Source organism: Clostridium sp. MF28 (genome assembly GCF_002969175.1).
In the GTDB taxonomy this organism is placed as follows: domain Bacteria; phylum Bacillota; class Clostridia; order Clostridiales; family Clostridiaceae; genus Clostridium; species Clostridium beijerinckii.
Genome location: NZ_CP014331.1, coordinates 5620006 through 5642310, shown reverse-complemented (window position 1 = coordinate 5642310; position 22305 = coordinate 5620006). Strand labels below are relative to the sequence as shown.

The window sequence follows — 22305 nt, the reverse complement described above, 5'->3', positions numbered from 1 at the left end:
TTATATATTATTTATTCTTTTGTTTTTTATAAAATGTATCTTTTAGTGGCAACTGAGCACGGAATTTTCCGTCTAATCTATAGTAAGCAAGGGAACAAGCTGGAGCTGTTGGAATCAAGCATAGTTCTCCACAACCTTTGGCACCATAAGTCTCTGGAATTTTATTTTTGCTCTGCACAAGAATAACTTCAAGCTCAGGGGCCTCAGTCGCTCTCATAAGTCCTAGCGTGCCTAGTTTTGTTTTAGGATAACTTCCTTCAATTTTAAATTCTTCTGTCAAAGCATAACCTAATCCCATAACCATACCACCTTCAATCTGCCCTTCAACAGACTGAATATTAACAGGTGTTCCAACATCATATGCTGCAACTACTTTTTCAACTTTTCCTTCTTCATTTAAAATAACAACTTGAGCTCCATAGCTATAGCTTACATGACTAATTGGATTTTCTTTTATAGATCCCATTGGGTCTGTCTTTGCAGAATACTCTCCATAAAATTCCCTGCCTTCTAAATCATCAAGCCCTAAGCCTTTATCTAATTCTGCTTTCAATTTTTCAGATGCTCGTCTTACAGCTTCTCCAGTTACTACAGTTTGTCTAGAAGCTGTACTAGTTCCTGAGTTAGGTGTACGAATAGTATCTGGTCTTTCGTGCATAATAAGAACCGGATCTAGCCCAGTTGTCTCACATAATACAGTAGTGCACATTGTTGCAATCCCTTGCCCCATGCATGCTGCAGAAGTTCGAATATGAACTTTTCCATCTTCAATTGATAAAATACAACGCCCAATGTCTTTATTACCTACACCAGTTCCGCTATTTTTGAATCCAATGGCAATGCCCGCATATGGATTTGATTCATATACATCCTTAACGGCTTCCAAACACTCTGTCATAGCAACACTTTCATCTGCTATCTGACCATTTGGCAGAACCTCCCCAGGACGAATTGCATTACGATAACGAATTTCCCATGGTGAAATTCCAACCATTTCAGCAAGTAAATTAATGTTATTTTCAGTAGCAAAGCAACTTTGTATTACACCAAATCCTCTAAATGCGCCCGATACAACATTGTTTGTGTAAACTGACATTCCTAAGATATCAATATTCTGATAATTATATGGTCCAGGTGCGTGAGTACATGCTCTTTGTAATACAGGCCCACCAAGAGATGCATACGCACCTGTATCGGCAATAATAACACCTTTCATAGCTGTCAAATAGCCATTTTCATCGCAAGCTGTTGTAAACTCCATTTCCATTGGATGACGTTTAGTATGATAATCCAGGCTTTCCTGTCTCGAGAATTTTACTTTACATGGTTTTTTCGTATACCATGCCATTAATGCAGCATGATGCTGAACGCTCATATCTTCTTTACCACCAAATCCGCCTCCAACAAGTTGTGCATGACAATGTATCTTTTCTATTGGAATTTTAAGCATATTTGAAATCTCACGTTGCTCATCATAAACAGATTGAGAACCAGAATACAACAATATGCCATCTTCTCCTTCAGGCATGGCGATTGCACATTCTGGCTCCATAAATCCATGTTCCTGAAATGGTGTCTTATATTTTCTTGTTACAACATATTTAGAATTTTTAATTGCTTCATTAGCATTCCCCCGTTTTAGAATATCACGGCTCATAATATTTCCATCAGAATGGATTAGAGGTGCATCTGCCTTTAAAGCATCTGTCGGACAAGTAATTGGTTCCAATTCAGTATAGTCAATTTCAACTAATTGACATACTTCATCAAGTTTGTCTTTATGGTAAGTTGCTACTAATGCCAATGCATCTCCTACATATCTAGTTGTATCTCCTTCAGCAATCATTACATCCCAGTCCTGCTTTATATGTCCAATTTTATTGTTTGGAACATCTTTTGCAAGTAAGACTTTTGCGCAGTCTGGATGTGCTTCTGCTTTCTTTATATCAATTTTATTTATAATAGCTCTTGGATATTTTGTACGTACTGCTTTTACATATAACATTCCAGGTATTTCAATATCATCTACGAAAATACCTGTCCCATTTATTTTTTCAGCTGCATCAACACGTTTAAATTTCTGTGCCATTTTCAATTCAGTAGGAGCAGTTGGAATTTTAAGATTGTCCCTAAAATATTCTGCCGCCATTAAAATAGCTTCTTCAATTTTCTTATAGCCTGTACATCTACAAAGATTTCCATTAATTGCTTTTTTCACATCTATTCTTGTTGGTTTAAGATTAATATCTAATAATGATTTTGCGGAGATTACCATTCCAGGAATGCAAAAACCACATTGAACTGCTCCTGCTTCTGCAAAACAATGTTCATAAACTTCCTTTTCTCTAGAGCTTAATCCTTCAACAGTTAAAATCTTTTTTCCTTCAAATTTTGATATCTTTTGGAGGCAAGCCTTTACTTTTTTCCCATCTACTAAAACAGTACATGCTCCACAGGCCCCTTCGCTGCAACCATCTTTTACAGAAGTGATTCTCAAATCATCTCTTAAAAAAGACATTAAAGATTTATCAATTTCAGATACTTCATCTTTACCATTTATATTTAATCTAAACATAAATAACCTCCCATTTCATATCTTTTAACAGTATTTACTATAAATAGTATAAATCTGTAAATAATTTCTAGCAAATTATTTCTCAAAAGAACTTGCTAAGTATAGATTCTAACATTTTAATATATAGATAAATAACTTGTGAATTCAACTTATTAGATGAACATATAGTTCATATCTTCATTAGAAATCAAGTACATTTTTGTGGAGCAGGCATTTGAAAATAAGCTTCTATAAGTACTTAATGGAAGCTTGTTTGCATTAGCTTTTCACAATGAAATTGGGATCAAGCTAATGTTAGTGTAAGCTTCCATTTAAATTTTCATAGTCCTGAGAAACAAAAATGTATTTGATTTTGGTAAGTTATCAAATAACTCTAAGTTGTATGCTAGATATCTGTAAGATTCATTCTGAAACCGAATTTTGCTTTATATTGCTTTCAATATTCCTATTACCATGATTCAAAAATGCATTTAGAATTACGGCAGTTACTGATGCCGAAACTATACCACTACTAAAAATTGACTTGAAAAATGTTGGTGTTTGGTCAAGTAACGTAGGTACAGCAGTAATTCCAAGTCCTATACCAATAGAGCAAGCAACAATCATCATATTTGCATTATTATTAAAATCTACACCTTGAAGCATTTGAAAACCTGCGACTGCAACCATTGCAAACATTATTGTTGTAGCTCCGCCTATAACAGGCTGAGGAATAATAGTAGCTAATGCTGCAAATTTAGGAATCAATCCTAGTGAAATAAGAATAATACCAGATGCGATAACAACAAAACGGCTTTTTACTTTACTTAAAGCTAAAAGTCCTAGGTTCTGATTGAATGTTGTATATGGGAATGAATTAAAGATACCTCCTAAAAATGTTGAAATTGCTTCTGCTCTAAGTCCACGTACAATATCCTTTTCAGCGATAACCTTTTCACAAACCTTGCCAATTCCAAGAAATGTACCTGTTGATTCAATCATTACTGTTAACATAACGAATGTCATCATAATTATTGAACCAATATCAAATTGAGGTAATCCAAAATTAAAAGGATGAACAATACTTATCCATTTTGCATTTGTTACTACTGAAAAATCTACTTTTCCCATAAATGTAGCAACTATTGTTCCTAAAATAATACCATTTAAAACAGAAATTGCTTGAAAAAATCCCCTTAGAAATTTATTAGATATTAAAACAATGATCATTACAAATGATCCTAGTATAAGGTTGTCTACACTTCCAAAATCTTTAGCTCCTGAACCGCCACCAATACTAGTAACCCCTACATTTACTAAAGAAAGACCTATCATTGTAACTACTGTCCCTGTTACAACAGTAGGGAAAAACTTTAATATCTTTCCATACAATGGCGCTACTAATACAACAATAATTGCGGCTACTATTATAGAACCATACGCTGTTTGCATTCCTAAACTTTTACCAATAATAATTAGTGGACCAACTGCAGCAAATGTACAACCTAAAATTGCTGGCAGCTTAATACCAACATACGGACCTATCCCAATTGCCTGTATTAAAGTTGCAATACCGCAAGTAAATAAATCTGCAGCCACCAAAAATGCTAATTGCTCGGGTGTTAGACCTACAGCACCGCCAATTATTAATGGTACTGCAACTGCACCTGCATACATTGCTAGTACATGTTGTAATCCTAAAATAGCAAGCTGACTTACTGGTAGCATTTCATTTACTTTGTCATCTTTTTTAATATTATTTTGTGACATAATCAACCTCCTTGTATAATCTAGTTGTAACATTTGATAGAAAACTATTTATCTTTCTAACGAACATTACACCTCTTATTATTTTTAATATTCTAATTTATTACTTTGCCTACGCCCCGATAGGGAATATGCATTTCATATCTTAAATAGTTTTTTATTTAAATTCCTTAAAGGAATCTAACCAAGTTTTATATAGTCTAGTATAATACTCCTGAATAGAAGATAGATGTAAACCTCCTGGGAGGTCTTTTAGAACCTATACCCGTAAAAAAGCGTATCATTTCATCAGGTAGAATTCTATGTTTAGCTGGTTGGGTTTCCCTTCGGGAATTACCCGTGTCACAAACAAGGTTATAAGCTATCTGACAGAGTGGAAGTTCTATTCTATATCTAAAATTTAATTTAAGGAGATATATACAATGTCTAATTTTTTTTATAGTCCTGTAATAGGAATTGATGTTTCAGCTGATTTTTCATATACTGCAATACTCGCACCGAATGGTGATATTTATAAGAAGTCATTTAAAATAAAGCATGATCTCAATGGCTTCAACCACTTAGTTGATGAAATAAAAAAAGTGGAAGAAGAGTTTAACATGAAAACTGCAATTTTCATGGAGTCCACTGGCGTGTACCATTTATCTCTTTTCCACTATCTTAATAAATATTTCGATAACACATTTGTTATCAATCCACTCGTTACTAAGTCTAACAAAAATGGCGACATAAGAAAAGTGAAAAATGATAAAAAAGACGCTTTATCTATTGCAACAATAGGAAAATTTCAAAACATTAAGTTATCACAACAACTTAGCCTTGATATTTTTCTTCTGAAAAATCTTGTAAGAGAGTATTACAAACTTACAGATACTAGCTCTACTTTTAAGAAAAAATTATCCGCTGATTTAAGAGTTATTTTTCCTGGCTATAATACTATATTTTCAGATTCAACATCTAAAAGTTCAATTGAGCTTTTAAGTCAATACCCAACGCCACAATCAATTTTAGAGGCACCTAAGGAAAATATAATTAAGATTTTCCTTAATAGCTCTAAAAAGGGCATTATCTGGTCGGAAAATACATATTCCAAATTATTTAAGGTTGCTAATGAAGCTAAAATAATTGGCTTACCGTTAGACGGTTTAGCCGTCAAAATAGCCAGCTCTATAACATTAATAAAAACTATTCAATCAGAGATTGATACATTGCTACAGAAAATTAACAATTTTATACAGTCTGAAACTTTTCCTGAATCTATTAGAGCTAATATTGAACTAATTGATTCAATTCCTGGCATAGGGCAATTAACTGCTATTACTATAATAGCTGAAATAGGTGATATTGATGGTTTTCTTAAGCCCAAACATCTTGTAGCTTTCTTTGGTATTGATAGCTCAGTTAATCAATCAGGTAATTTTAAAGGCGATGATAATAAAATTTCAAAAAGAGGAACTCGAATCGGTCGAAGAGCATTATATTCTGTTGCACTAGCTTCAATCCGTAACAATCGTAATGGAGTTCCTATAAATAAAGTCCTATTAGATTATTATCAAATAAACCTTAAAGGCAAAAAGCCTAAAATCGCCTTAGTCGCTATAATGCATAAAATTATAAACTACATTTTTGCTGTTCTCCGAAATCAAACTCCGTTTGAGCAAAGAGATCCAAAAATACATAAGCAAATGTTCCTAGAAAATAACTCTTTAAACAAAGTCGCTTAATTTTATTCCAATTTCTGTAACCGTTCGTGTTTTGAAACGGTTTGTTTGCCATACTCTTTTTCCAAAAACTATTTTTTTTAAAATTAACTTGACTATTATTAGCTGGTCTCAATAAAATTTAGTATTAATTAATGTTAAAAAATTAACTTTTCCTAAATTATTTCAATTAGTACTTCCATAGTTCCACCACATGCCATACCTTCAGATTCAGCCACATCACCGGTCATGTCAACTTGCTCTATATAAAAACCTTTTTCTCGCATAATTTCTCTTGCCTTTTGCAATACACCAGATTCACTGCATCCTCCGCCTATACTTCCGATAGTTCTGCCATCAGGATAAGTCAACATTTTAGCTCCTGCTTTTCTCGGAACTGATCCTTTAGAAGACAGTATAGTTATAAGTGCTTTAGATTCTGATGATTTTTTAGATATATTTTCTAATATTTCTGCATCAAACTCTGGAATGGCGAAATTTTTGCCAAACTTACTCATAGAACCCTTATTTTTAAAGCTTATAAGCTGTGCTACTATAGAAATAGCTATTTCATCTGGAGTGATAGCATATATCTCTATACCTATTGGAGCATTAACCAATTCCAGCTTTTCTTTAGAAAAGCCCTCCTCTAATAGCTCGCTTCTCATAGCATTTACCCTGCGCCTTGAGCCTATCATTCCAACATAACTAAGGTCATGCTTTAAGACTTGACGCAAAACAACTCCATCATATCTATGCCCTCTTGTTATAATAACTACATAATCGGACTTCTTTAAGTTAATTAAATCAAAGGATTTCTCGAAACTTTCACAAATAACTTTTTCTGCTTCAGGAAATCTCACTGTATTAGCAAAGGAAGGTCTGTCATCTATAACCGCAATAGAGAAACCTGCTCTTGATGCAAATTCTGATAAAGGTTTTGCTATGTGACCGCCACCAAAAACAATTAAACGTGGTTTAGGGATGAATGGTTCAATTAAAATAGTCTCATTTTCTTCTATATTAAAAGATTCAAGTTTCCCACTTTCTAAACAACTACATATTTTTTCGTAAATATAGTCGCTAAGTGAAAGAGACTTTTTTTCTATATCTTCCTTTGTTAAAATAACTTTTCTGACAATGGAACCTTGTCTCTCACTATGCAAATCAAGATAAGTTAACATTACGCACTGATTACAGTTGTTAACTTCAATTAATATTTGCTTGTATATGTCTTCAAACATTTTTTCACCTTCCACCGTAAATATTCTCTTAATAATATTCTCACCATTCTCTTATCACTTTTTATAAATCTATCGTAATATTATTCCATTGTTGCAATGACTTCTATTTCAATAATTGCATCCATTGGTAATTTAGCAATTTGGACACAACTTCTTGCTGGTGGATTTTCTTTAAAATATGTTCCATAAACTTCATTTACTGCTGCAAAATCATTTAAATCTTTTACAAATACAGTTGTTTTAAATACTTTCTCCATACTTGTTCCTGCTTCTTCTAATATGGCTTTACAATTTTCTAAACTTTGTTTAGTCGCTGTTTTTATTTCAGTTTCTAAAACTTTTGTTTCCGGATTTAATGGTAGTTGACCTGAAGTATATACTAATCCTTGAACTACCACTCCTTGGGAATATGGTCCTATTGCTGCTGGTGCCTTTTGAGTATTAATTATTTTTTTCATTTTTAATTCTCCTAATCTTGTTATATTTTATTTTTTATTCACTTACTTTTAACAAAGATGTTCATTTCCAAAATATCTTTTGATTAAATTCTATCCCATAGCTTTTGACTTACTTTTCTAGCTTCATTTAATATTTCATCTTCATTAACATTAAGAAGCTTACCATTGCTAACTAAAACATTTCCATTTACTATAGTTGTATCCACAGATTTTCCCATCATTCCAAATAAGATATGTGAATTGTAATTACTTTCATTCATTGGTGTTAATGGATTGTAATCTACTATTATCACATCTCCATTAGCTCCTCTTTCAATAATTCCAAATTTTCCTGCAAAATGCCTTTCTGCAATACTCCCATTATTCTCAAATAGCATTAAAGGTACTTCACCCCAAGCTACTGATGGATCTTTTAAATTATGCTTATGAATTATATTTGCAACCTTCATGGATTCAAACATATCTTGAGTATAACCATCTGTTCCAAGTCCAACAGTTACACCTTTCTTTATAAGTTCAATGGCTGGTGATACACCTACTGCATTGCCCATATTTGATTCAGGATTATGCACTACAGACGTATTTGTATTTAAAAGTAATTCTTGCTCATTTTCATTTGCATGTACACAATGTACTGCAATTGTTTTTTCTCCTAATATATTAAAATCATTTAGTCTTTCTACTATTCTCTTGCCATACTTTTCTACACATTGCTCTTCATCTGCTAATCCTTCAGCTACATGAATATGATATCCGCAATTTAATTTTTCAGCTTCCTTTACACATTTTTTTAAGGATTCATCAGATAGTGTAAAGCTTGCGTGCATTCCAAATATTGCAGACTTCATATTATCATGCTTTTCATTGCAATAATTTATATAATCCACATTTTCTTTAATTCCCTTTTCTAAAACTTCTTCTCCATCTCTATCAGATACTTCGTAACAAAGCGAAGTTCTTATCCCAAGTTCTTCTGCTACATTTCCAATTGTAAAAAGGCTGTCTTTAACAGCATTTGGACTTGCATGATGATCAAAAAATGTTGTTACTCCAAACTTTAAACTATCCATTAATGTTGTGTAAGCACTATACTTTATATCTTCTAAAGATAAGTTTTTATCTAATCTCCACCATAAATTATTTAATATATCTAAGAAGTTTTTAGATGTTGGACCATCTAAATTCATACCTCTTGCAAAGGCGCTATATATATGTCCGTGAGTATTTATAAGACCTGGCATAATAACTTTTCCTTTTGCATCTATATATTCTGCCTCATTATATTTATCTAAGATATCACCGGTGTTTCCATAATCAATTATCTTACCATCATTTATAACTAATGCACCATTTTCAAAAAATGGATTTTCCTTGTTTTGAGTTATTAGTCTTCCATTACCTACAATTTTCATAAAAACTCCTCCATACCTTTTTATACTAGCTTTCGCCTTTTTTTATTTTGAACTCTATTTTGGTATTTATCTGATGTCTAGCCACTGTAACACTCCCACGCACTTTGTGAAAGCGACTATGCCAAATTGCAAATTTGGAATATCTGCTTTCCTATAAGTGGGCGATAACAGCGGTACAACCCTAGACGAGGTACCCCTTGAGGATATAAGTTCAACTCAGATTTGGATCAAACCCCATCTGAATCAAGTTTCACTTGATAAAACATTCATTGTGACCCAATTATTAATATTTACCATCCCAAACTATTTCTCTATATTTCTCTGGATCTGTATCTCCTTCTGTACTAAATAAAAGCACTTTAGAATTTTCACCTAACTCTAAATCTTCTTTTAAATCTTTATATTCATCATTAGTCATAATTTCATATAAAGCACCAGCCGTTACTGCTCCTGATTCACCTGAAATTACGCCTGTATCTCCCTTTAATGGATTTCCAAGAATCCTCATTCCTTTAGCTGCTACCCAATCAGGGCATGAAATAAATGCCTTTGAATAATTCTTTAATATGGTAAAACCAATTGTGTTAACTTCTCCACAAGCAAGTCCAGCCATAATAGTTTGCATATCTCCACCAACCGATCTTGCTTCCCCATCATTTGCTATTGCTGATTTATAGTAACAATCGGCAAGATTTGATTCTACTACTACAGTTTTTGGGCAGTCGTCTCCATATTGCGAAGCAAAGAAACCTTGAACAGCTCCTGCGAGTGATCCAACGCCAGCTTGTACGAAAATGTGAGTAGGCTTTAAAACATTAAGTGCTTTTAATTGTTCACTTGCTTCTAAAGCCATTGTTCCATATCCTTGCATTATCCATGCAGGTATTTTTTCATAGCCTTTCCATGCAGTATCTTGAATAATTACGCCATTATGTTCTTCTGCATATTTATTTGCAAGTCTTACGGCATCATCATAGTTTAGTTCTGTAATGCTAGCTTCTGCACCTTCTGCCTTTATGTTATTTAATCTTTTAATTGAAGATCCCTTTGGCATGAAAACTACTGATTTTTGTTTCAACCTATTAGCTGTCCATGCAACTCCTCTTCCATGATTACCATCTGTTGCTGTTACAAAAGTTATATCTCCAAGCTTATCTTTAACTTCCTTACAAGTCATTTTTTCATATGGTAAATCATCTATATCCTCACCTAACTTTTCTGCTAAATATCTCCCCATGGCAAATGAGCCGCCTAACACTTTAAATGCATTTAATCCAAATCTATAAGATTCATCCTTTAAATATATTCCTCCCAATCCAATCTTTTCAGCTAACTCTTTTAAATCTATTAATGGTGTTTCATCATATTCTAAAAAACTTTCATGAAATTTCTTTGCCTTTGATACTCCTTCTTTATTAAGAAATTTTACACTTTCTTCTTTATCAGTTTTAGGCAACGTATTTTCTTTCCATAATATTTTTTCCATTATAATTCCTCCTATTAAATTAATTCTTATCTTACTAAAAGTTTAATTACTTTATGCTAAGGCAAATTAGCTTGTTATTTTTTTGAATTTGCCCAAATATCACTTCTTCTGCTAGATCAAAATATTGATCTAAATCAAATTTCCCCTCATCAATTAAATATTGCAGTGAAGCACCTAGCATTAAAGACACTGCTAAGTACGGTAACATGTCCAAATTCATCATATCTTTATCTTCGATTTGATCACCTTTATATAAAACTTCACGAATATTGTCACGCCAAATTTCAAATGTATTTTTAAATTTTAGTTTTATTTCTTCATTTACTGTTCCTTGCACCCAATAATCAATCTGGGTATAATCAAATTCCTTTTTGTTGAGAATATCATTCTTTTTTTGATCAAAAAAACCTCTGATATTTTCAACTACACTTTTATTTCCCAAATTAATATAATTCTTTCGATCATTAGAAAATTCTTCTTGTATCTTATCTAAAAGAGAAATCAATATATCATTTTTAGATGAGAAATGATAATGTAAATTTGCTTGACTCATATGCGCTTCATTGGCAATCATATGCATACGAGTACCACTAATTTTCTCTTTTGAAACCACTTTCATTGTAGCCTTTAGTATTTTTTCTTTAACGTCACCAGACATAATTAATCCCATCTTTCTTGTAACATTTTATTATGTAGAAATTTATGTTTATTCAATTGATTTTCCTCTTATCCAATAATTACCGCCTGTAAACTCTCCCAATAGTGAATATTACAAACTTACAGATACTTGTTCTATCTTTGATAGAAAATATCATATCAGCTGAACTAGGTGCTATAGATTGTTTTAGGCACATGAAAATAAATAACAAGTCCAAAGTTGCTATGATTACTTTTTGAATGTGGCTTATTAAATCTAAACACCTAGTTACCTTATTTGGCACAGACATTTTAACTTATCTCGCAAGTTTTGCGATTACTATTGTTTTAACTCATAATATGCTTCCTATAATCATTAACTGGTATATAAGTTACTATTCCATAGTTTTATTCAAAGGGAAGTAAAATATATCTAAGAATGAATAATACTGCAAGTATATACACTATTGGATGGATTTCTTTTTGTCTGCCTGTAGCTATTTTTGTTATTGGATAAAAAATCATAGCAACTGCAATTCCATTAGCTATACTATAAGAAAAAGCCATTAATGATATAGCAAAAAAGGCTGGAACTGCTTCTGTAAAATCGCTGAAATCTATATTAACAATTGCTGACATCATTAAAACACCTACTATTACAAGGGCTGGAGCTGTTGCTTGTCCTGGAACTATACCAACAAGGCCTGAGAAGAATAATGATAAAATAAATAATATTCCCACTACTGTTGAAGTAAGTCCAGTTCTTCCTCCTTCTGAAACACCAGCTGTAGACTCAATATATGTTGAAATGGTACTTGTACCTAAAACTGAACCAGCAGTTGTTGCTACTGCATCACAAATCAATGCTTTTTTCATTCTTAAAACCTTACCATTTTCATCAACCATTCCTGCTTTTGTAGCTGTACCCACAAGAGTTCCGATAGTATCAAAAAGATCGACTAAACAAATAGTTATAACAACCATTATAACGCTAAGAAATGCGCCTCCTATTGATGTGCCTCCTTTTGAAAAAAGTCCTGCAAAATCAAATGCTGCAAACGTAGGAGCAAGTGATGGTGGTGCACTGAAAACATGTAGATTTTCAAGTGATGTGATTTTGAATGGAATTCCTATTATTGTAGTTGAAATTATTCCAATTAAAATTGAACCCTTAATACCCCTAGCCATTAGAACAGCAGTTATTATGATTCCTATTATAGTAAGCAGTGTTCCTGGATTTGCAAAGTTTCCGAATCCAACTAGTGTTGCTGGGTTTGACACTACTACACCACCAGATTTCAATCCAATAAGAGCTATATAGAGTCCAATACCTCCGGAAATTGCATATTTTAGATTTTGAGGTATTGCATCAACTATCTTTTCTCGTATGGATGTTACTGTAATAAGTATAAATAATACACCTGACATGAATACGCATGATAAAGCCTGATGCCATGTAAAACCTAAGGTTAAACATACAGTATACGTAAAAAATGCATTAAGACCCATACCAGGAGCCTGAGCAAAAGGAAGATTTGCATACAGCCCCATTATTAATGTGCCAATGGCAGCTGCGAGACAAGTAGCTACGAAAACTGATGATACTATTGGATCAGAGCCTACACTAAACTGTGCTGCTGCATCTCCTACTGCATTTGCAGAATTCATACCAGCTATTTTTAATATATTAGGATTAACAAATATAATGTATGCCATTGTAACAAAAGTAGTAATTCCAGCAAGTATTTCTGTCTTTACATTTGAGTTATTTTCTTCCAAGTGAAAATAACTCTCCAAAAATGATGGTTTTTGTTTGGTTACATCTTTTTTCATGAAATGTCCTCCTTAAAATTATAGCTAGTGTTAGGCACATTCAAATAAATAACAAATTCATGTGCCTTATTGTTGTTTCAATTTTCTAAATCCTTGCCATACACTCCCCCTCTTGCAGTGGTACATAACCTCTTCGCTTGCTATCTATTTAATTTTTAATACTAAGGCACATTCAAAAAATGACAAGTCCATTTACTAGCTTATTTTCCATCATTAAAGGAGGTTAAATCGCATGCGCAATTTAACTAAGTTCGAGAAAACAAATACAAGATTTGGACTCTCACTTATAATAGGCCCACTATGAGGGCAATTTGCCTCCTTGCCTGATGAAAAATATCCATGGCAACTTTGGACTTGTTATTTATTTTCACATGCCTAAAGCATATAATCATACTTATCTATGCACGTTTGAATTAGATTAGCCATTTCTTTTGAAAGTGCTGATTGCTGCGAAGCAGTATAACTTATAATATCGCTTTCTTCAGTTCTTACTAGACAAATACCTTTTTCTAAATTTTCAATAAAGAATCCTTTGTTATCACTATTTTCAAAATCTTCTTTACTCCAAAAAACTGTTATTTTATCCTTATATGGATTTCCTTTATGAGGACAAAAAATACCACAATTACCGCACTCATTGCACATACCATCTAAATGTACAATCTGATGATTAGAAGCAAAATCACTGTTTACATTAATCATTACGTTTGCTCTATTAGGACAAACATCAACGCATAATTCACAAATGTTCTTGCACCCTAAACATCTATTAGCTTCTTCTTCACAAGACTTTAAATCTCCTAATATTCCCTTCCTTCCATATAATATCTTTTCATCAGTACAATAATCTTTTTGCTTAAAATCAGAACTTAACCCTTCTTTTGATAGAATATCTTTTGTAACTTTTTTTGCATCCGCTATTGCATTAACAATTGTAGATGGACCTTTTTTTAAATCACCAATGATATATACATTTGCAATATTTGTTTCCAATTTTTCATTAACAATTGGAAACTCATTAGAGTCCAAATTTATTTCATTTTGTCTTAATAACTTGCTATCAATTTTTTCCCCTGCTGCTATAATGACTGTATCTGCATCTAATGTTGTCATTTCTCCAGTACCTACAGAACTTCTTCTTAAGGATGCATCTGTATCACCTAAAATCATTTTTTCACAAGTAAGTTTTCCATCATCAATAGAAATTGGTGTAAGGAGTTCTTTAAGTAAAATGCCTTCAGAAATAGCAAGTTCTATTTCTTCATTATCCGCTGGCATATATTTTTTGGTTCTTCTATATATAATAGAAACCTCTTCAACACCACTCACTCTTTTAGCTGAGCGTGCTGCATCCATGGCAACATCTCCTCCCCCAATAACACAAACTTTTTTACCTAAATCAATTTTTCCTTCTTTTTTCTTATATTTTTCTAAAAATGAAATAGCATTAATTGCTTTATTATCGCAATCGCTTAATGAAATTTTTCCAGGTTTCCATGCTCCTATGGCCAACACTACATAATCATATTCCTTTTTTAATTCCTTCAAATTAATATTTTCATCTATACAAAATTGAAATTTTACTCCTTGCTTTTTAACCATTTCCAAATCTTTTTTAATCATTTCAGAAGAAATTCTAAACTCAGGTATAACATGTTCTACAACACCCAATGCACTCTCCTTTTTATCCCTTACAGTAACATCTACACCATTTCTTCTTAAGAAAAGAGCTAATGAAAGACCTGCAGGACCAGCTCCAATAATAACAACTTTTTTCCCGGTTCTAATATCTGTTGGCTCAATAGACTCAATAAATTTATCCTGTGCATTTAAAACTGCAATTTGTTTTAAATCTCTGATTGAAACAGATTCATCATAATCAATCCTAGTACATTTAGTCTGACATTTATGATTACAAATAGTTGATGTAATAGCCGGTAACGCGTTATCTATCGCAATTATTGAAAAAGCCTCATCATATTTTTTTTGTCCTACTAAAGCTGTATATTGTGGGATTTGCTGATTAATTGGACATCCTACAGAGCAAGGTGCAACTGCACAATCATAAAACTGAAGGTTAGAATTAAGTTTTCTGCTATTAACAAGTCGTAGTTCTTTTCGATAATGTTTATCATTAATAGTTTCCTTGACTATGTCCTCCAGAATTTCTACATTAATTCCAGAAATTTTACCATTAAGCTGCTTCTCAACTTTTTTAGCCATTTGAGTTATTCTTTCGTAACCACCTGGCTTTAAGATAGATGTTGCAAATGTTATTGGACTAATTCCTGTAGATAATATTTTATCAATATTAAAGAAGTCAGCCCCACCTGAATAAGAAATTTGTAAATCACCATTAAATTCTTTAGCTAATTTGCTTGCTAAAGATATAGATAGTGGAAATAATGCACGTCCAGACATATACATTTCTTCTCCTGGTAATTCATTATTAGTAATTTTAGCTGGCAGTGTATTAGTTAGTTTAACTCCTATTTCTAAATTTAAGTTATTTGCGACCGCCTTCAAACGTTTTAGCATTGCAATTCCATCTGAGTACTGCAAATCATTTGTAAAATGATGCCCATTAAGAACTATATAGTCATAACCCATAGCTGTTAAAGTTTCTTTAACAAACTTTTCTCCTAGTAATGTAGGATTCATTTTAATATAAGTATTTAATTTCTTTTCTTCAAGAAAATAGCTAGCAATGCTTTCAATTTCATTAGCAGGACAACCATGAAGTGTTGAGATCGTAATAGATGAACAAATAGTTGGTGAAATTTTTTCCAAATCTTCCTTTGTAAATTCAGAAAACATATCTATATGAGAAAGAAGTGTTTCTTGACATTCTGTCCAAATTTTTGTAGATGATGCGTCTTGCATCCCTTTAATATAAGTATCAATTTTAGAAGATTTTATGCCTTTCAAGTCATATCCCACGCTCATATTGAACATAAAATCTCTTTCCTTTGCAAATTTGAGCTCTTTCATTAAGACATGAAGTAAAAACCAGGCTTTTACATATTCATCAAAGGCTTCTGACACTTTTAATTCTGTAGACCACTCTACGTTGTAACCCTCATCTTGTGCATTGATGCAAGGTTTAGACACTGTAATATCTTCTCCATCGATAACTTGTACTGTTTTTAATTCAATAAAACGACTTCCAGTTAGATATGCACAAACAATATTTTGCGCTAATTGGGAATTTGGGCCTGCTGCCGGTCCAAGTGGTGATGAAAGTTTCTCATTAAATAAAGTAATTGATTTTCCAGTTTCATTATAATAAAATTTATCTTTATGCACGCCAAAAATAGATTCTTTTTCTTTTAACTCTCTAGTAATCCAAGTTAACATTTTTTCAAAAGGAATGCGTTGCATTTTATCACTCATAAATAATCCCCCTATTTTCTATTTTTTCTGTTTAAATTATGACTAAGGCACTTTCAAAAAATAACAAATCCATTTGCGACCTATTTTCATGTGCCTAAAATAAATACAAGCTAGTACTTATTGACTAGTTAATCAAATTTTAGTGTAAAAATATTCAATATTGTTTCGGTTCTTCTATCTTTTTACCTGCTACATATCTTTCCTTAATATTTCTGTCATCGCCGGTGTAAATAAATTTTTCTAGTCTTTCTTCTACTGACAATGGCTTGAAGATGGATAAACTGCTATCGTCAATAATTAAGGCATCAAATTCATATCCTTCTTCAAAACTTCCCACTTTACCAAAAAATTTTCCTCCGCCCTTTGTTGCCAAGTATAATAATTCTGCTGTGGTTAAAGGCTTATCTGCTTTGTTACTTTCTAGCCATTTTAACTTTGACACCTGAGCACAACTAGCAATTACATTAGTCGTCGATACACTGTGACCACCTGATATATCTGTTCCAAGTCCTATATTTAAACCTTTTTTCATCAATTTTCGAATAGGCGCAATACCACTTGATAAATTGTTATTTGAATTAGGGCAGTGGGCAATGAAAACTTCTTTTCTTCCCATTAGTTCAATTTCATCTTCTTCTAACCAAATACAATGGGCCATTATAGTAGGAAGATCTCCAAGCAATCCAGCTTCATTATAGACACTTGCATAGTTTTTTAATTTGGGATGTAGTTTTTTCACAAAACTGATTTCGCTCAAATTTTCACTCAAATGAGATTGCACTGGAACATTATATTTTTTTGATAATTCCCCAAGGCTTTTTAAGAGCTCAAAGCTGCATGTTGGAACAAACCTTGGTGTAATAATAGGTTTCACTAATTCATATTTTTGCCCATATTCATCTAATAGTTCTTTAGTATTATGAATGGATTCCTCCGTACTTTCTAATAAATATTCTGGTGCATTTCTATTCATATTAACCTTTCCTACATATGCACCTAATCCTGCTTCTGCAAACAAATCCATTAATAACTTTGTTGAATTCTTATGAATGGTAGCAAAAACGCAAGATCTAGTAGTACCATATCTCCATAAACTTCTTACAAAAGCAGAATACACTTTTTTTGCATAGTCTATATCTGAATATTTTTTTTCTTCTGGGAAGGTATATGAATCTAACCATGGCATAAGTTCCTTATCTAGTCCTAATCCTAAATTAGGAAACTGCGGTGCATGTGAATGAATGTCAATAAATCCTGGTATTATAAGTGCAGGTCCATAATCTAAAATCTTTAGTTTACTGAATTTTTCAGGCAGCTCTTTATAAACACCTTTAACAAATTTACCATCAATAACAATATATCCACTTTCAAATATTTCATATTTACCTAATTCTTTAGTAAAAATAATATTGCCTTTAACAATATACTCATCTTGCATCACAAGACCTCCTAATAAAATACACATTACTAATGATCAAGGGTTCACTTTTATCTGATGTCTAGCCGCTGTAACACTCCCACAATATATGAAACTCCTCTTCCTAAAGTCAGATGAGTAAGCGATTCACACTAAATCATAGATTTAGGTTCTCTGCTTAAGTGGGAGATAACAGCGGCACGACCCTAGATAAGTTCAACTAAGATTCACTTGATGCATTAAATATAAAGCAATCGGAAACGTTTACTACATTGTAAATATGACGAACTAGCCATTTCTTGTTTTTATTATTACTAACTGACTAGTTGATCAATTTTAATTATATTCCATATATTGGTATTTATCAACAAATTTATATATGTCAGTAATACATTTTTTCTAAGTTCACCTATTTTACATATGAGTTCTATTATTATATATATCTGATTTGCACACAATTATTACTTATTAAATTAATAATCTACAGAATTAAAGACTAATTGTTTAATTTTTTATTAATCCTTCCAAATACTTTACAGTAATATATTTAATCCTCATTGTTATTTAAATAGCTGTAAAGTGAATATTTTGAAATATCATAGAACTTTGAAATTTTATCTCCTGATCTTTTAATTAAAAGCGCACCTTTACTCTCTAAATATTTAATGGCTTTCATTTTATCTTCTTTAGTCATAACTGCAACAGGTTTTCCAATTAATTGATACGATTCCTCAATTAAATCTTTGAGAAGTTGATTAACATCAGTTGGAATTGTAACATCACCTTCATCACTGTGTTCTACTTCCTTTATTGAAACAAAATCTTCTATAATCTTATTAGATACCATTAGCTGAGTGATATCATAATTAATACAAAGAAGTGCTTTCGCTTTACCATTTTCATCTGGAATACATATAGTAGTAGATTTCAAAATACGTCCATCATTTGTACGGGTACTATAACTATAATGGTCTTTATGCTGAAGATTTGAGTGAATTGTTTCCATTGCAATTCGCGATGCAACATCCCCAACTTTACGTCCTGTAACATGACCATTTTCAATCGCTATAATGCTATGTTCATATCCTGCTTTTAGATCATGAATCGCAACTTCACAGTTTGGACCAAACTCTTCCGCAATCCCTTTAATAAGCCTTTTAAAAAAATCCAAATCATCATATACATTCATGCTTAAATCTCCTCTATCATCTTATATTTACATTACAATATAAATATGTTTTCTTATAATTCAAAGCATACAACCAACTATTGTGGCCACTGTGCTTAATATATTAAATAAACAATATACTATTATTCAATTACTTTTCTCTTAATAAATTTTCCATCACCTTTTTTCCCTAAAAACTTATTATTTTTATAAGCTACTTTACCACTCTGTATTACAATATCAATATCTCCCTTTAATGTCATGCCTTCAAAGCATGTGTAATCTACAGCTCCATGAAGCATACTTCTTGTAAGAGTATACTCAGAATTTGGGTTAATTATAGTAATATCAGCATCCCCACCTGGAATTAAAGAACCCTTTTTAGGATAAAGTCCATAAATCTTTGCAGGATTTGTACATAAAAGTTCTACAAAACGATTAATTGAAATTTTCTTTTTCATAACGCCTTCAGAGAAAATTACCCTTACTCGTTCAGCAACGCCAGGAGCTCCATTAGGGCATTTTGTAAAATCGTTAATACCCTTTTGTTTGTCACCCTTTAGATTGAATGAACAATGATCAGTAGCAATTATATTAATTACACCATCTTGTACACCTTTCCATAGAGCAGCAATATCATTGCTTTGACGCAAAGGTGGAGACATTACATATTTTAGTCCATTATTGTCTGGCTCAAGATATTTTTTCTCTGTCATTGTTAGGTACTGAGTGCAAGTTTCAGAAAAAATATTCTTTTGCCCCTGCGCTCTTGCTTTTCTTATCTCATCCAATCCCTTTTCAGTAGATATATGAACAATATAAATTGGAGCATCTCCTGCCAATGCTGCAAGATGTAGCACTCTGCTAATTGCCTCGGCTTCACAATGGTCTGGTCGTGATTTTGCATGATATATTGTTTCTAAACAGCCATTTGAAACATAATTTTCTCTAAGGTAATTTATAACATCATTGTTTTCAGCGTGTACAGCAATAATTACTCCCAATTCTTTTGCTTTTTTTAATACTTTTAAAATTGAGACGTCATCCAGTTTAAAATCATATGTCATATAAATCTTAAAGCTAGAAATTCCTTCTTTAGCCAAAGACTCCATTTCAGATAAAACCTCATCATTTACATGCTGTACTACTCCATGGAATCCATAATCAATTACTGATTTTCCATTAGCCAATTTATGATATTCGTCAATTTGGTGGCGAAGAGCACAATTTTTAGGACCAAAGGCTACATGATCAACAATACTTGTAGTTCCGCCACAAACAGCTGCAACAGTTCCAGTATAAAAGTCGTCTATTGATCGACTATTTCCAGATTGCAAATCCATATGAGTATGAACATCCACTGCTCCAGGAATTATATACATTCCCAAAGCATCAATAATTTCTGCATTATCATTGGACAAATTTGTTCCAATACAAGATATTTTATTATTTTCTATCATAATATCTGAACAATAACTTTCCGATTCAGTCACAATAGTTCCATTTTTAATAATAATCATTCATAAGCACTTCTTTCATTTTAGGCACATGAAAATGAATAACAATTCCAAAGTTGCCATGGATATTTTTCATCAGGTAAGGAGGCGAATTGCCCTCATAGCGGGCCCATTAGGTCAATTTGCCAACGTATGATGATGGAAAATAGGCTGGCAAAAGGACTTGTTATTTATTTGATTGTGCCTGATATTTTTTTGATTATTCCTTATATGTAGTTGTATTCCTCTCCTCCTAAATCTCTAGTTAAACTTATATCCTCAACGAGTACAATGTCCAACAGCTAGCTGTGGAGCAAAATATTTATGATTTCAGTGAGTTACTGCGTAAGTCTAGGTTACGATTTTGATATCTATAGATATCAAATTTGAGAATTATACTTATAGCTTGAAAAATCTGCTATATCAGAAAGGACAGGTACTCTTTTGTAACCACAGGGGTCATAATATGCAGTGTTACATTAGAGAATATGTTGCAGGCATTTCTTCATCATAAGTTGTTCCATTTTTGCTTGTCACGAGCTTGTCTCGGGATCATGCTGAAATGGTGCAACTTATTATGTTAGAAAGCCTCAACTTATTCTCAGTAACCGAAACAACAGAGTACCTGTCCTTTCGGTAAGTTATTGCATAAGTCTAAGTTTTGGATACCTATAGCATAATGCATAAGTTTAACTTTACATTTTAAAGTGAGTACCTGTTTTACCTAGAATTCCATCCTGTACTTTGCTTAGAAGCGTAATAATTGCATTCCTTCCTTTTCCTGAAGAAACAAATTCTAAAGCTGCTTGTACTTTTGGAAGCATAGATCCTGGTGCAAATTGGCCTTCTTTAATATACTTTTTAGCTTCTTCCACTGTAAGTGAATCCAGCCATTTAATATTTGGTTTACCAAAGTTTACAGCAACTTTTTCTACTGCTGTTAGAATAATCAAACTATCTGCATCTATCTCTTTAGCTAACAATGCTGCTACAAAATCTTTATCAATTACTGCTGGTACACCTTTTAAATGATTGTTTTCTGTTTGAATAACTGGAATTCCACCACCACCACATGCAATAACTATTTCTCCAGCCGATACTAGCTCTAAAATCGTTTCCTTTTCAATTATATCAATAGGTTTTGGAGAACAAACAACTTGCCTATATCCCCTACCTGAATCTTCTTTCATCACTATTCCAGTCTTCTCTAATTTTTCAGCATCCTCTTTTGAATAAAAACCTCCAATTGGCTTTGTAGGGGTTAAAAATGCGTTATCATTAGGATCCACAAGAGTTTGAGTAATGAGAGTTGTGACGGGGTTATTTAAATTACGTGATAAAAGTTCTTCCCTAATCGCATTTTGCAAATCATATCCAATATACCCTTGACTCATTGCAACGCACATTGTTAATGGTATTTGAGATTTTTTAACAAACTCCATTGCTGAGTTTATCATTCCCACTTGCGGTCCATTTCCATGAGTAATAACCACCTGGTTTCCACCTTCGATTAAATCTACAATACTTTCAGCAGTTAATTTTACTGATTTCATTTGTTCATCTAGTGTATCTCCCAGTGCATTTCCTCCTAACGCTATTACAATCTTACTCACCATATATCCCTCCAATTCTCTTTTTAAATATTTAGGCACTAGAAAGAAAATAAAAATTCAAATTATATGCCATGAAATATTCTTATATGCGGCATAGCTGCTCTTTTTAAATAAAATGTTCTTATATG

The 22305-nt window shown here is 32.5% G+C and carries 14 protein-coding genes; 1 reads left to right on the top strand and 13 read right to left on the bottom strand.

Going from position 1 to position 22305, the window contains the following annotated elements; all coding sequences use genetic code 11:
* Nucleotides 1-7 precede the first annotated feature (7 nt).
* Nucleotides 8-2575, bottom strand: coding sequence for a selenium-dependent xanthine dehydrogenase (gene xdh / locus AXY43_RS24945; protein ID WP_105412332.1), 2568 nt, complete (start codon nucleotides 2573-2575; stop codon nucleotides 8-10).
* A gap of 402 nt (nucleotides 2576-2977) precedes the next feature.
* Nucleotides 2978-4324, bottom strand: a complete 1347-nt coding sequence (locus AXY43_RS24940; RefSeq protein WP_105412331.1) for a nucleobase:cation symporter-2 family protein — start codon at nucleotides 4322-4324, stop codon at nucleotides 2978-2980.
* 419 nt (nucleotides 4325-4743) lie between these two features.
* Between AXY43_RS24940 and AXY43_RS24935 the strand changes: the two genes are divergently transcribed.
* Nucleotides 4744-6045 (top strand): IS110 family transposase, encoded by a 1302-nt coding sequence (locus AXY43_RS24935; RefSeq protein ID WP_105410909.1) that lies wholly within the window; start codon nucleotides 4744-4746, stop codon nucleotides 6043-6045.
* A gap of 152 nt (nucleotides 6046-6197) precedes the next feature.
* On the opposite strand, the gene AXY43_RS24930 is transcribed toward AXY43_RS24935, so the two are convergent.
* The 11 genes from AXY43_RS24930 to arcC form a co-directional block, all read right to left on the bottom strand.
* A complete protein-coding gene (locus AXY43_RS24930; protein ID WP_105412530.1) occupies nucleotides 6198-7265 on the bottom strand; it encodes an XdhC family protein in 1068 nt (355 codons plus the stop codon).
* Between the two features lie 80 nt (nucleotides 7266-7345).
* Entirely contained in the window at nucleotides 7346-7723 is a 378-nt protein-coding gene (locus AXY43_RS24925) for a RidA family protein (RefSeq protein ID WP_105412330.1), read from the bottom strand.
* A gap of 83 nt (nucleotides 7724-7806) precedes the next feature.
* Entirely contained in the window at nucleotides 7807-9135 is a 1329-nt protein-coding gene (gene ssnA / locus AXY43_RS24920; protein WP_105412329.1) for a putative aminohydrolase SsnA, read from the bottom strand.
* Between the two features lie 283 nt (nucleotides 9136-9418).
* Nucleotides 9419-10621, bottom strand: a complete 1203-nt coding sequence (dpaL, locus tag AXY43_RS24915) for a diaminopropionate ammonia-lyase (RefSeq protein ID WP_105412328.1) — start codon at nucleotides 10619-10621, stop codon at nucleotides 9419-9421.
* A gap of 46 nt (nucleotides 10622-10667) precedes the next feature.
* A complete protein-coding gene (locus AXY43_RS24910; protein ID WP_241394670.1) occupies nucleotides 10668-11291 on the bottom strand; it encodes a TetR/AcrR family transcriptional regulator in 624 nt (207 codons plus the stop codon).
* Nucleotides 11292-11665: 374 nt separating this feature from the next.
* Nucleotides 11666-13090 carry an NCS2 family permease gene (locus tag AXY43_RS24905; protein ID WP_077830441.1) on the bottom strand — a complete coding sequence of 475 codons (1425 nt, stop codon included), beginning with the start codon at nucleotides 13088-13090 and terminating at the stop codon, nucleotides 11666-11668.
* A gap of 375 nt (nucleotides 13091-13465) precedes the next feature.
* Nucleotides 13466-16483 (bottom strand): putative selenate reductase subunit YgfK, encoded by a 3018-nt coding sequence (gene ygfK, locus AXY43_RS24900; protein WP_105412327.1) that lies wholly within the window; start codon nucleotides 16481-16483, stop codon nucleotides 13466-13468.
* Nucleotides 16484-16637: 154 nt separating this feature from the next.
* Nucleotides 16638-17921, bottom strand: coding sequence for a guanine deaminase (gene guaD / locus AXY43_RS24895; protein WP_105412326.1), 1284 nt, complete (start codon nucleotides 17919-17921; stop codon nucleotides 16638-16640).
* 526 nt (nucleotides 17922-18447) lie between these two features.
* Nucleotides 18448-19089 carry a helix-turn-helix transcriptional regulator gene (locus AXY43_RS24890; RefSeq protein WP_103698556.1) on the bottom strand — a complete coding sequence of 214 codons (642 nt, stop codon included), beginning with the start codon at nucleotides 19087-19089 and terminating at the stop codon, nucleotides 18448-18450.
* A 122-nt stretch (nucleotides 19090-19211) separates the two neighbouring features.
* Entirely contained in the window at nucleotides 19212-20588 is a 1377-nt protein-coding gene (gene hydA / locus AXY43_RS24885; RefSeq protein ID WP_105412325.1) for a dihydropyrimidinase, read from the bottom strand.
* 671 nt (nucleotides 20589-21259) lie between these two features.
* Nucleotides 21260-22180 (bottom strand): carbamate kinase, encoded by a 921-nt coding sequence (gene arcC, locus AXY43_RS24880; protein ID WP_077831265.1) that lies wholly within the window; start codon nucleotides 22178-22180, stop codon nucleotides 21260-21262.
* Nucleotides 22181-22305 lie beyond the last annotated feature (125 nt).